Here is a 12,264-nt window from a genome sequence, read left to right on the forward strand (position 1 = left end):
CCGGGCCGTTTCTTTATCCGTGTGGCACAGCATCCACGCATGGCGTGGATCTACTGTTGCGCATCCACCGTGCGGCGTTGGTCATTGCTCCGCAGCTACAAAACCACCGGTCTGCCGTGCCCACAAGCGCGCGTACAGTCCACCGGCCTCGATCAGCTCGGCATGGCTACCGGTCTCGACGATCCGGCCCTGGTCCATCACCACCAGCCGGTCCATGCGGGCGATGGTCGACAGTCGATGGGCGATCGCGATCACCGTCTTTCCGCCCATCAGCTCGTCCAGGTTGTCCTGGATGGCCGCTTCCACTTCCGAGTCCAGTGCCGAGGTCGCCTCGTCCAGCACCAGGATCGGGGCGTCCTTCAGCAGCACACGGGCAATGGCGATGCGCTGGCGCTGGCCACCGGACAGCTTCACCCCGCGCTCGCCGACATGCGCGTCGTAGCCACGACGCCCTTCCCCGTCGACCAGCGTGTCGATGAAGGCCTCCGCGCGCGCCTTGGCCACGGCCGCGCGCAGCTGCGCGTCGGTCGCATCGGGACGGCCGTACAGCAGGTTGTCGCGGATCGAACGGTGCAACAGCGAGGTGTCCTGGGTGACCACGCCGATCTGCTGGCGCAGGCTTTCCTGGGTGACGTAGGCGATGTCCTGATCATCGATCAGGATGCGACCGCTTTCCAGGTCGTACAGCCGCAGCAGTACGTTCACCAGCGTCGACTTGCCGGCACCGGAGGGGCCGACCAGGCCGATCTTCTCGCCCGGCTTCACCACCAGGTCCAGGCCGGCAATCACGCCGCCCTTCTTGCCGTAGTGGAAATGGACATCCTGGAAGTGCACACCGCCACGAGTCACCTGCAGCGGCACCGCATCCTCGCGGTCCTGCACGGTCAGCGGCTGGGCGATGGTGGTGATGCCATCCTGCACGGTACCGATGTCTTCGAAGATGCCGTTGATGGTCCACATGATCCAGCCGGACATGTTGTGGATGCGGATCACCAGACCGGTTGCCAGGGTGATCGCGCCGACGGTGATGTGTCCGCCGTTCCACAGCCACAGTGCCAGGCCACAGGTGCCGGCGATGAGGAAACCATTGACGATGGCGATGGTCAGGTCCATGCCGGTGGTGATCCGGGTCTGCGCGCGGTGCTTGACCGCCAGCTCCTGGATCGAATCGGCAACGTAGGCCTGCTCGCGGCCGCCATGGGCGAACAGCTTCAGCGTGGGAATGTTGGTGTAGCCATCAACGATGCGTCCCATCGCCTTGGAGCGCGCCTCCGAGGCGATCCAGGCCCGTTCCTTCGCGCGCGGCACGAAGTAGATCATGATCACCACGTAGGCCAGCAGCCACAGGATCAGCGGCACCATCAACCGCCAGTCGGCCTGCGCGAACAGGTACAGCGCGGTGCCGGTATAGACCACGATGTACCACAGCGAATCGACCATCTGCACCGCCGACTCGCGCAGCGAGGTACCGGTCTGCATCACCCGGTTGGCCATGCTGCCGGCGAAGTCGTTCTGGAAGAAGCTCAGGCTCTGCCGCACCACGTAGTTGTGCATCAGCCAGCGCGAGCGATTGCTCAGGCCCGGCACGATGGCCTGGTTGACCAGCAGGTTGTGCAGGCCGACCAGGATTGGGCGCGCGATGACGGTGATGAACAGCATCCAGCCGAGAGTGTCGGCATGGCGCTGGAAGAAGTCCGCGCCGGGCTGCTCGGCAACCATGTCGACGATGCGGCCGAGGAAATCGAACATCGCCACTTCCACCAGCGCCAGCAACAGGCCTGCGACCAGAGTGGCCAGCAGCACCGGCCACACCGGCCGCAGGTAGTGCAGGTAGAACGGCACCACGGTGCGCGGCGGCATGCGCCCGTCAATGGGCGGAAACACCGGAATCAGGGATTCAAACCAACGGAACATCGCATTCCCTCGCCATCGATAGCCGGCGGAGTATCCCACGCCACGTGTGTACGCCGGCCGACGATCACCACCGGTTCCGGGTAGCGCCGGACCATGCCCGGCGGATCGCCTGCAACCGCGCTACGCGCTCGCCTGACGTGGTCCGGCGCTACCCGTCCGCTCGGCCAAACGGTAGCGCCGCGCCCGGCGGCGTCATTTCACCGGCGTGAACAGCAGGTCCTGGAAATCGAAGCTGAAATCGGTCAGGTCCGAGATCGGCTGCATGCGCACCTCGCGCACTTTTCCATCCGGGTCCAGGCTGAAATTGACGAACGCATCGGCATTGAGCGAGCGGTCGTCCCAGCGCACGATGAAGGTGTCGTGCTGCCAGTGCTCCAGGCGGCCGCTCAGCTGTGCGGTCTTCGCAAAGTGCAGGCGCAGGCCCTTGCCTTCCGCCGTCACCACCATGTCGCCATACCAGCGGTCGCGGTAGGTGGCCGCATACCCGGCCAGCGGCAACGACGGCCTGCTGCCCTTGTCACGCTCGGCCTGGTGCTTGGCCCACGCTTCGTCGGCCTTGTCCTGGCCCTTGGCCACGCCCTTGGCATAGGCATCCACCCAGTCGTGCTTTTCACCGCCAAGGTAGGCATCGAGCACGCTCAGCGTGATCGCATTGAAGGCCGCACCCACTTCCTGGTTGGTCAGCACCACCACGCCCAGCTTCTCGCCCGGCACCAGGGTCAGCCGCGAAACCATGCCCGGCCAGCCACCGGTGTGCCAGACCAGCTTCTGCCCGCGATAGTCGCTCAGGCTCCAGCCCTCGCCATAGCCGGCGAAGTTGGCCCGCGCCGGTGCCAGCTCCGGCACGCTCGGCGCCGGGATCGTCTGCGGCGTGATCATCTGCCACATCTGCTGCTGGCTCTTGGCGGTGAACAGCGCAGTGCCGTCGGCCAGCTTGCCTTCGGCCAGCTGCACCTGCATCCAGCGCGCCATGTCGTGGGCACTGGAATAGATGCCGCCGGCACCGGCATTGTTCGACCAGGTCAACGGTGCAACGGTGCGCAGGTCCTTGAAATCGTACTTGGCGTGGCCGACCGCAGCGTTGTCACCGGCCTTGAGGTGATCGGCGTTGTAGCGCGTGCCGGCCATGCCGACCTTGTCGAAGATGCGTGTCTGCAGGAACTGCTGGTAGCTCATGCCTGAAACGTGCTCGATCACCTGCTGGGCGACCGCATACAGGATGTTGTCGTAGGCATAGCGCTCGCGGAAACCGCCCTTCAGCGGCACCTGGCCGAGGCGCTGCACGACTTCGGCATTGCTGTAGGAGGTGGTCGGCCAGAACAGCAGGTCGCCCGCGCCCAGGCTCAGGCCACTGCGGTGGGAAAGCAGGTCTCGGATCGTCATCTGCCCGGTCACGAACGGATCGGACATGCGGAACGATGGCAGGTGGTCGATCACCTTGTCGTCCATCTTCAGCTTGCCGTCCTCGGCCAGCAGATTCAGCGAGGTGGCAGTGAAGGCCTTGGTGTTGGAGGCGATGGCGAACAGGGTATCGGCCTCGACCGGCGCCGGCTTGCCCAGCTCACGCACGCCCCAGCCGCGTTCCAGCACCACCTGCCCGTCCTTGACCACGGCCACGGCGATACCGGGCACGTCGAACTGCGCGCGCACGCGCTCCACGGTCGCATCCAGGTCCTGCAGCTGCTGCGGGGTCGCCGCATTGGCCATGGTCGTGCACGCAAGCAGCACGGCTCCTCCGATCCAGGTTTTCATCCAGCACCATCTCCGAACAGGGGTAGCGGCCATGTGCAGACCGTCACCAGGGTTTCGCGCGATGGTAACGGCCCCGGGTGCAGCCTGCCCTGTGCCATAGGAGGGGTGTCATGGGTGCGAACGGCCAGAGCAGCAACGGCTCCACCATCATTCCGTGCCTGCGTTACCGCGATGCGCTGGCGGCCATCGACTGGCTGCAGCGCGCGTTCGGTTTCCACGCGCAGGCCGTGCATGCCGACGGCGATACGGTGCATCACGCGCAGCTGGTATTCGGTCAGGGCATGATCATGCTCGGATCTGCCAGCAACAGCGGCGAATGGGCCAAGCTGGCGGTGATGCCCGATGAAGTCGGCGGCCGGCAGACCCAGAGTGCCTGCGTGATCGTCACCGATGTCGACGCCCACTATGCCCGGGCCAAGGCTGCCGGTGCGCGCATCGTCATCGACATTGCCGACCAGGCCTACGGTGGACGTGGCTATGCCTGCGCCGACCCGGAAGGCTACCTGTGGTGGTTCGGCAGTTACGATCCGTGGCGGGCGGAACACACGCAATGACGGCACGGCATGGGTCTGCGGCGCCGGTGCGCTGCGGTATCGGCGGCTGGGTGTTCCCGCAATGGCGTGGTGGCGCCTTCTATCCGCCCGGCCTGATCCAGCGCGAAGAGCTGGCCTATGCCAGCCGTGCCTTGCGCTGCATCGAGATCAACGGCACCTTCTACCGCACCCCGACAGCTGCCCAGTGCGCGCAATGGGCAGCGCAGACGCCGGAAGGTTTCCGGTTCTCGATGAAGGCCCCGCGTCATCTGGTGCAGCGTCGCGACCTGTCGTCCACGATCGAGGCGGCCAGCGCGTTCCTGCAGGCGGCCGTCGCGCTGGGCGACCGGCTGGGCCCGCTGCTCTGGCAGTTCGACCCGCAGCACCCGGCCGATGCCGCGGCGCTGGATGCCTTCATGGCACAGCTGCCCAGGCAGCTGGATGGAAAGGGGTTGCAGCATGCGTTGGAGGTGCGCAACGCCAGCGTCCATGGGCCGGAACTGGTGGAAGCGGCGCGCCGGCATGGGGTGGCCCTGGTGATCGAAGACAGCGACGAATCGCCGCTGCATGGCGACATCACCGCCAGCTTCGTCTATGCACGGATCAAACGCAGCCAGGCCAGACTGGCCGAAGGTCTTCCCCAGCCGATGCAGCAGCGCTGGGCCACGCGCGCGCGGTGCTGGGCCCGGGGTGAGGCGGTGGACGACCTGCCCTGCCTGGCCGCACCGGCCCCTGCCGCGCCGCGCGATGTCTACCTGTTGTGCATCGGTGCCGGCAAGGTGCGCAATCCGGCGGCGGCGATGGCACTGCAGCGGGTCATCGACGGCGCCAGCGATCCACTGCCCACAGCAGTGTCCAGCCCAGCACGAACACCCCGCCGACGCGCAGCACGCTGAGGCCGAATGCACGCGAACCGATCCGCTGTACTTCCAGGAACGGATACGGTGCGCTGCCCAGCCACGAGGCCGTGAGCATCGCCCAGCCCAGGTAGGCCAGCGGCACCAGCAGGACCACACCCAACGCACGCCAGCGCAGGCCACCATGTGGCAGCAGCCCCGCCCAACCGGCCAGATACAGCAGCGGCACCACGTAGTGCAAGCCGACATCGGCCCACCATTGCAGGCCAGTTGGCTGCCACAACCCCTGCAGCGCCAGCAGATAGATCAGGCCGGTGACGCCGATGCACAGTGCCAGGGTGGCGGCTACCGTAGGTCGCAGTGCGCGGCCGCTGCAGAGCCAGAGGCAGCCCAGGCACACGGCCAGATTGCTGAGGATGGTGAAGTAGCTGAAGAAGCGCAGGCTCGCCACGCCGGGTCCCAGGCTGGCGCCGATGCCACGCATCAGCAGGGCAAACTGCAGCAGCAGCGATGCTGCCGCGACCAGCGCGGTCAACAGCGCCCAGCCGCGCAGCAGAAGAAAACGGGCAGCAGGCATGCACGGCTCCCTCGTGGCAACGCCGCGAGCATGCCACAGGCATCGCCCGCCGATGCGGCTTGCCTCACAATACGCCGATGAGCACACCCGACACCCGCAAAGCGCTTTGGCAGATCCACTTCTGTGTCCTGCTGTGGGGCGTCACCGCCATCCTCGGCAAGTTGATCACCCTGCCGGCGCTGCCGCTGGTGTGGTGGCGGATGCTGCTGGTGGTGGCGATGCTGGCGTTGCTGCCGCGGGTCTGGCGCGGGTTGCGCACGTTGCCGCTGCGGCTGGTGGCCGGCTATGCCGGTATCGGCGCGCTGGTGGCCCTGCACTGGCTGACCTTCTACGGCGCGGTGAAGCTGGCCAATGCCTCGGTTGCCGCCACCTGCATCGCCCTGGCACCGGTGTTCACCTCGATCATCGAGCCCTGGGTGGCCAAGCGTCCCTTCCAGCTGCGCGAACTGGCCTTCGGCCTGGCCGTGCTGCCCGGTGTGGCGCTGGTGGTGGGTGGCGTGCCCGACGGCATGCGCCTGGGCGTGTTGATCGGCGCGCTCTCGGCCCTGCTGGTGGCAGTGTTCGGCTCGCTCAACAAGCGCATGGTCAGCCATGCCGATCCGCTGACGGTGACCGCGCTGGAGCTGGGCGCCGGCACCATCACCCTGACCCTGCTGGCACCGTTGATGCCGTACCTGCTGCCGGCGCTTGCCAGCCCGTTGTGGATCGTTCCCGACCTGCACGACGGCATCCTGCTGCTGGTGTTGGCCGGTGTCTGCACGCTGCTGCCGTTCGCCCTGGCCCTGGTCGCGCTGCGCCACCTCAGCGCCTACACCGTGCAGCTGGTCACCAACCTGGAACCGGTCTACGCCGTGTTGCTGGCCGTGGTGCTGCTGCGCGAGCAGCATGAAGTCACCCCGTGGTTCTACCTGGGCGTGGCGATCATCGTCGGTGCCGTGTTCCTGCATCCGCTGCTCAACCGCCGCAAGCGCGTGCAGCATCCGGAAATCCTCGGCACATCCGAAGCGCGCAACATCGCCGATTGAGTGCGTACGCGCATTGCGTGGATCTTCCCGGCACCCGTCTTAGCGCTGCGGCCAATGCCAGGCCGGTGCATCCAGCAGGCCCTGCCCGCTCAGCAGCGTACGCCCGTGTTCCTTGTGCAGGTGCATTGAATGGCACTGCGGTGCCTGTTCCAGCGCGGCAATCAAGCGCGTGGCGTGCGATACCACCCAGACCTGGCTGCGTGCACTTGCGGCGATGATCAACCGTGCCAACGCCGGCAGCAGGTCCGGATGCAGGCTGGTCTCCGGCTCGTTAAGCACCAGCAGCGGCGGTGGCCGTGGCGTGTGCAGGGCCGCGGCCAGCAACAGGAACCGCAGCGTGCCGTCGGACAGTTCTGCCATCGACAGTGGTCGCAGCAGACCGGGCTGGTGGAAGCGCAGCGCGAGTCGGCCATCCAGTTCCTCGAAGCTGACCGTCGCCCCCGGGAATGCATCCTCGATCGTCCGCGCCAGCGCCTGCGGATCGCCGATTTCCAGGATCGTCACCCAGGCGGCGGCGAGGTCGCGGCCGTCGTGGTGCAGCACCGGGGTACGGGTCGCCATTGCCGGTTGTCGCGCCGGTGCATCGGCATCGCTGCGGAAGTGGTCGTAGAAGCGCCAACGGCGGATGTACTCGCGCAAGGTGATGGCTTCCGGCATGCGCTGCGGATCGCCCACCTGGGTGAACAGGCTGTCGAACAGTGAAAGACGATCATCCACTACATCCCAGCCATGCCCGTGCCGCTGCCGCACCAGCGCACCGCGGCGGTCGACCAGCAGATTGGCGCTGCGCAGGAACGGTCCTGCCCAGATCGCTTCAGCCTTGATCTGCGGGTCCAACGCGAAGGCCGATCGGCTAGGCGGCGGATATCCGAGGTCGATGGCGTAGCCGAATTCATCCGTGGCGAAGCCCAGCTTGAGCCCCACTGACTCCTGTCGCGGCCCGCCCTGCAACGGAATCTCACCGGCCAGCACGCGGCGGTCGATCTTTTCCGGACCGGCCCACAGCGCCGAGCCCAATCCACCCTCCCGCGCCAGTACCGCTGCAACACCGCCCTGGGCGGTTTCCGCCAGCAGGCGCAGCGCGCGGTACAGGCTGGATTTGCCACTGCCGTTGTCGCCGGTGACCACGTTGAGCCGCTGCATCGGCAGTACCAGCGCATGCAGCGATCGGTAATTGGCGATGGCCAGGGTCTGCAGCATGGTCGACGTCCTTGCGGTGAGACGTTGAGGGTGCCGTACGGGTATCGCAATGGCTGCGACTGCACGCAAAGGCCCGGGCCATCCACGCATGGCGTGGATCTACCGCAGCCGCGCGGGCGGTCAGGGCGCCACTTCCACCCGGTTGCGGCCGGCGCCCTTGGCCCGGTACAGCGCGGCATCGGCACGGGCCAGAGTCTGGTCAGACGTTTCACCGGGCTGGTGCTGCGCCACACCGATGCTGATGGTCACCGGGAAGCCCAGCGGCAGGTTGGACACGGCCACCCGCAGGAACTCGCATTGCAGTTCGGCGGTACGCAGGTCCGCGTCCGGCATCAGTGCCACGAATTCCTCGCCGCCATAGCGCGCGGCCAGACCCCCACCGGCGAAGTGCGAGCGCAGCAGCGCCCCCAGTTCGGCCAGCACCCGGTCGCCGGTCGCGTGGCCCTGGAAATCATTGATGTGCTTGAAATGATCGATGTCCAGCAGGGCCACGCAGGTCTGCCGGTCGCGGCCATCGACGGCAATCACCGCCTCGTCCAGCGCCGCTGCCAGTGCCCGCCGGTTGGGCAGGCCGGTCAGGGCGTCGGTACGGCTCTGTTCGGCCAGGTCGGCATTCTGGGCCAGCAGCACATCGTGATACTCCGACAGCAGGCGTTCGTAATCGTTGCGCTCGAGCATGTGCCGCTGGATATCCAGGGCGAAACGGCGCAGCTCCATCACCACCATCACCTGCCGCGACAGCGCGGCCAACGCTTCGGCCTTGTCGGTCGCCAGCTGCTGCGGCCGCGCGTCGAACACGCACAGGGTTCCCAGCGGCAGGCCGTCGCTGCTGATCAACGGCGCACCGGCATAGAAGCGCACATGCGGGTCGCCGGTCACCACCGGATTGTCGTGGAAGCGGACGTCCTGCAATGCATCCTCAACCACCATGATTTCCTGCGGTTGCAGGATCGCGTGGCCGCACATCGACTCGCTGCGCAGGTTCTCGGTCGCGGCGATGCCCTGCATCGACTTGAACCACTGGCGCTCGACGTCGATCAGGGTCACGGCCGCCATGGTCGTGCCACACACCGCCTTGGCGATGGCCACCAGGTCATCGAACGAGCGTTCGCGCTCGGAATCGAGGATCCGGTAGCGGTACAGCGCCTCCAGGCGCAGCGCTTCGTTGGCAGGCTTGTCGGGCTTGATCATGCAGCGTCACGTTCCGGCAGGTCGCTGCAAAGTCTAGCTGATGCAGGCCCGCAGTCTGCTTTCTGGTAGTGCCGGCCGCTGCCCGGCAATCGTACAGCGCCAGGGTGCCGGCCAGCGGCCGGCACTACCAGCAGTTTCTTACCAGTCCTGCTGCTGCGGCAACAGGCCGTGAAGCTCCTGCTCGGTCAGGTTGCGCCACTGGCCCGGCTTCAGTGCACCGATCTTGATGTTGTCGATACGCACGCGGCGCAGCTGGGTCACGCGGTAGCCGAACTCGGCCGCCATCAGCCGGATCTGCCGGTTCAGGCCCTGCTGCAGGATGATGCGGAAACCGAATTTGGCGATCCGCGAGGTCTTGCACGGCAGCGTCATCTGGTCATGGATGCGTACGCCGCGGGCCATGCCGCGCAGGAATTCGTCGGTGACCGGTTTGTTCACCGCCACCAGGTATTCCTTCTGGTGACCGTTTTCGGCGCGCAGGATCTGGTTGACGATGTCGCCGTTGCTGGTCATCAGGATCAGGCCTTCCGATTCCTTGTCCAGGCGGCCGATCGGGAAGATACGCTGTTCATGGCCGACGAATTCGACGATGTTGCCCTTCACCGTGCTTTCGGTGGTGCAGGTCACGCCCACCGGCTTGTTCAGCACGATGTACACGTGGCGGCGGGCGCCCGGCTTGCGGGCAGTGCGCACGCGCAACGGCTGGCCGTCGACCAGCACCTTGTCATCCTCGCCAACAACCGCGCCCGTGCCGGCGGCATGGCCATTGACGGTAACCCGGCGGGCGGCGATCAGGCGATCGGCCTCACGACGGGAGCAGAAGCCGGTGTCGGCGATATATTTGTTGAGTCGGCTGGTCATCGCCCCATTATCAGGCATCGCCGCCCTTCCCGCCTCATGCCGTGGTCAACGGTTCTTCGGTTTCGCCATCGAACACCCGGTTGCGGCCACTGCGCTTGGCCACGTACATGGCGTGGTCGGCCCGTCGCAGCAGCGCAGCCAGGTCATCTTCGGCTGGCCGCCACTGTGCCAGACCGATGCTTGCGGTCACCTCCAGGCCGGGCACCTGCAGGTCCCGGCAGGTCTCGGTGATGCGCTGGCGCAGGCGTTCCAGGCGCGCGGCAGCGATCTCACGTGGCATTCCCGGCAACAGCAGCAGGAACTCCTCGCCGCCCATCCGCACTACCTGATCCTCGCTGCGGACAGCGGCGCGCAGCGCGCGGGCCACGGCCACCAGCACCTGGTCGCCGACCTCATGGCCATGGCGATCATTGATGTCCTTGAACAGATCGATATCGAGGAAGCCGATCACCAGCGGCCCCCTTTCGCGCTCGCCGCCCTGCAGATGCTGGGCCAGTTGGTGCAGGCCGGCACGGCGGTTGGGCAGGCCGGTCAGCATGTCGGTCTCGGCGAGCTGGCGCATTTCATCGCGCTGCTGGCGCAGCCGGCCCAAGCGCAGGTTGAGCGCGTAGGCCGCCATCATCAGCAGCCAGGTGACTGCCAGCTGCAGGGCCTCCACCCGGTATTCCATCAACCAGGGCGCGCTGGCGGCGTCGGCCACGATCAGCACCAGCATCGGCGCCAGTGCGGCCAGCCCGGCCAGCGACCAGACATCGCCGCGCAACCGGGCCCAGATGCCCATCGCCAACGACAGTGCGCAGCCGACAATGAAGCTCCACTGCAGGACCTGTGCGACCACAACCAGTCCATCGCGCTGCAACCACGGCACCAGTGCCGCCAGCGTGAGCAGGGACCACAACACCAGCTGCTGACCCACGCGCGAACGTGGCAGCACGCGGTCACCGCCGTTCAGGCGCCACAGCGCCGGCAACACCAGTGCCTGGGTCGCCGCAGTCAGCGCCAGCAGCCACCAGTCACCGCGCCCGCCGACCCGCAGCCAGGGCTCGGGATAGCCGCTGAGACCGCCAAGGATCGACTGCCACAGCACCAGCACCAGGGTGGCACCGATATACATCAGGAAGCTGCGGTCGCGGGTGGTCAGATAGGCCATCAGTGCCGACAGCGCCAGCGCGATTGCCACGGCGATGCATGCGGCGCGCACCAGCAGCCGGGCAGTGTCGTTCTGCTGCACCGGGCTGGGCGCACCCAGCTGCAATGTCGGAACCCAGCGCGCCTTCAGCGGCGTCTGCCAGGAAACCAGGAAGGGCTCGTGGCTGCCGGCAGCGGGTACCGCCACCATGCCGATGCCCGCACGAAAGCGCGAATCGCGGGTGCGCGCATCCTGCATGTTGCCGCAGATCTCGCGATCACCGTGCTGCAGCCGCACTTCGCCGGCAAAGATGTTGAAGACATCCAGCGCCTGCGGCTCGCCGGACCAGCCTTCTGGCGGTGCATTTACCCGTGTCTGCTGGCGCGGCCCGGCCAGCATCTCCGGCGTACACGCGCGATGGGGCGTAGGTTCGGCTGTCGCGGTGCCGACCAGAAGGTAATCGCGGCCGGCGTCGACGCTGCGCGCATGGCCCAGCCACGGCAACGCCAACCACACCAGCAGCAGGACAAGCACCGCCCCTGTTTCCAAACGCACCTGCCTGCCGCCCACGCCACGTCCTGTTCCTGCTTACGTCCGCGCCCACTGCGCGTCGCCCCTGGCGGCATTATCGCAGCGGAATGCACCACCGATGTGTAGACCAAAGTGGCGGGGGTATTGGCCGGGCTGCCGCCCGGCACCCGCAGAGGCCGGAGCCGAAGCAACAGCGAAAGCGGCTACCGAGGTGGGCGGGGCGGTATGGGCAAGCAGGACACGCCGTAAACCCATCCATGGGGGCTCGATGGCGCCTTGCTCGTGTGCGCCGTCCTGCGCACACGGCAAGACCGGGGTTGGGCGTCCTGCCCAACCCGCCCGAGGGCATGCCTCGGGCCCATGGCGCCAACGGTCCTGCCTGCCCGTACCGCCCCACCCCTGACAGTGTCCCGCCATCTGGTAGATCCACGCCGTGCGTGGATGGATGTTCATACCGTTTCGAAATCAGTGAATGGATTGGATGTCATCCACGCATGGCGTGGATCTACGTGTCGACCAAGGTCGACACCCACCAACAGCAGCCGGAATCTGTCGAAGGCGGGGTGGGTCCGGTTGCGGGGGCGTGAGCGCCATGGATGGCGCGACCGAGCCTACAGGGACGTACTTGCGGCGTCCCCCGCAACCGGACCCACCCCGCCATCCCACGGAATGCAGCTGTTGCTGTTGCTGTTGC

Annotated in this window: 10 protein-coding genes; 3 read left to right on the forward strand and 7 right to left on the reverse strand. The window is 66.8% G+C overall.

Going from position 1 to position 12,264, the window contains the following annotated elements; genetic code table 11:
• Window positions 1-81: 81 nt before the first annotated feature.
• The gene (gene smrA / locus AC1DKR_RS13115; protein ID WP_025877703.1) at window positions 82-1,914 is read right to left on the reverse strand and encodes a multidrug efflux ABC transporter SmrA; all 1,833 of its coding nucleotides are present in this window, start codon (window positions 1,912-1,914) and stop codon (window positions 82-84) included.
• A gap of 192 nt (window positions 1,915-2,106) precedes the next feature.
• Entirely contained in the window at window positions 2,107-3,666 is a 1,560-nt protein-coding gene (locus AC1DKR_RS13120) for a serine hydrolase (protein ID WP_033830703.1), read from the reverse strand.
• A 110-nt stretch (window positions 3,667-3,776) separates the two neighbouring features.
• Between AC1DKR_RS13120 and AC1DKR_RS13125 the strand changes: the two genes are divergently transcribed.
• Window positions 3,777-4,220, forward strand: a complete 444-nt coding sequence (locus AC1DKR_RS13125; RefSeq protein ID WP_033830702.1) for a VOC family protein — start codon at window positions 3,777-3,779, stop codon at window positions 4,218-4,220.
• Window positions 4,217-5,095 (forward strand): DUF72 domain-containing protein, encoded by an 879-nt coding sequence (locus AC1DKR_RS13130; RefSeq protein ID WP_478033217.1) that lies wholly within the window; start codon window positions 4,217-4,219, stop codon window positions 5,093-5,095. The genes AC1DKR_RS13125 and AC1DKR_RS13130 overlap by 4 nt, the downstream gene beginning before the upstream one ends.
• Here the strand turns inward: AC1DKR_RS13130 and AC1DKR_RS13135 are convergent.
• Complete coding sequence (locus tag AC1DKR_RS13135) at window positions 5,016-5,633, reverse strand: Pr6Pr family membrane protein (RefSeq protein WP_336026108.1); 618 nt, start codon at window positions 5,631-5,633, stop codon at window positions 5,016-5,018. The two genes, AC1DKR_RS13130 and AC1DKR_RS13135, sit on opposite strands and share 80 nt — an antisense overlap.
• 77 nt (window positions 5,634-5,710) lie before the next feature.
• On the opposite strand from AC1DKR_RS13135, the gene AC1DKR_RS13140 reads away from it, so the two are divergent.
• Window positions 5,711-6,658: a DMT family transporter gene (locus AC1DKR_RS13140; RefSeq protein WP_059063568.1), complete on the forward strand. Its 948-nt coding sequence runs from the start codon at window positions 5,711-5,713 to the stop codon at window positions 6,656-6,658.
• Window positions 6,659-6,697: 39 nt separating this feature from the next.
• Here the strand turns inward: AC1DKR_RS13140 and AC1DKR_RS13145 are convergent, their stop codons facing one another.
• The 4 genes from AC1DKR_RS13145 to AC1DKR_RS13160 all read right to left on the reverse strand — a co-directional run bounded on the left by AC1DKR_RS13145 (window position 6,698) and on the right by AC1DKR_RS13160 (window position 11,609).
• Entirely contained in the window at window positions 6,698-7,858 is a 1,161-nt protein-coding gene (locus AC1DKR_RS13145) for an AAA family ATPase (protein WP_134832215.1), read from the reverse strand.
• 120 nt (window positions 7,859-7,978) lie between these two features.
• Window positions 7,979-9,049 (reverse strand): GGDEF domain-containing protein, encoded by a 1,071-nt coding sequence (locus AC1DKR_RS13150; protein ID WP_059063565.1) that lies wholly within the window; start codon window positions 9,047-9,049, stop codon window positions 7,979-7,981.
• A gap of 138 nt (window positions 9,050-9,187) precedes the next feature.
• Window positions 9,188-9,910, reverse strand: a complete 723-nt coding sequence (locus AC1DKR_RS13155) for a pseudouridine synthase (protein WP_223494621.1) — start codon at window positions 9,908-9,910, stop codon at window positions 9,188-9,190.
• Window positions 9,911-9,944: 34 nt separating this feature from the next.
• On the reverse strand, window positions 9,945-11,609 hold the full coding sequence (locus tag AC1DKR_RS13160) for a sensor domain-containing diguanylate cyclase (protein ID WP_478033218.1): 1,665 nt from the start codon (window positions 11,607-11,609) through the stop codon (window positions 9,945-9,947).
• Window positions 11,610-12,264 lie beyond the last annotated feature (655 nt).

The sequence above is a fragment of the Stenotrophomonas sp. 01N47 genome, from assembly GCF_056399165.1.

Excerpts from the sequence above, each read along its gene's own strand:
- AC1DKR_RS13150 (WP_059063565.1), bottom strand. The coding sequence starts at position 9,049 with ATGATCAAGCCCGACAAGCCTGCCAACGAAGCGCTGCGCCTGGAGGCG.
- AC1DKR_RS13140 (WP_059063568.1), top strand. The coding sequence starts at position 5,711 with ATGAGCACACCCGACACCCGCAAAGCGCTTTGGCAGATCCACTTCTGT.
- AC1DKR_RS13125 (WP_033830702.1), top strand. The coding sequence starts at position 3,777 with ATGGGTGCGAACGGCCAGAGCAGCAACGGCTCCACCATCATTCCGTGC.
- smrA (WP_025877703.1), bottom strand. The coding sequence starts at position 1,914 with ATGTTCCGTTGGTTTGAATCCCTGATTCCGGTGTTTCCGCCCATTGAC.
- AC1DKR_RS13135 (WP_336026108.1), bottom strand. The coding sequence starts at position 5,633 with ATGCCTGCTGCCCGTTTTCTTCTGCTGCGCGGCTGGGCGCTGTTGACC.
- AC1DKR_RS13120 (WP_033830703.1), bottom strand. The coding sequence starts at position 3,666 with ATGAAAACCTGGATCGGAGGAGCCGTGCTGCTTGCGTGCACGACCATG.
- AC1DKR_RS13130 (WP_478033217.1), top strand. The coding sequence starts at position 4,217 with ATGACGGCACGGCATGGGTCTGCGGCGCCGGTGCGCTGCGGTATCGGC.
- AC1DKR_RS13145 (WP_134832215.1), bottom strand. The coding sequence starts at position 7,858 with ATGCTGCAGACCCTGGCCATCGCCAATTACCGATCGCTGCATGCGCTG.
- AC1DKR_RS13155 (WP_223494621.1), bottom strand. The coding sequence starts at position 9,910 with ATGACCAGCCGACTCAACAAATATATCGCCGACACCGGCTTCTGCTCC.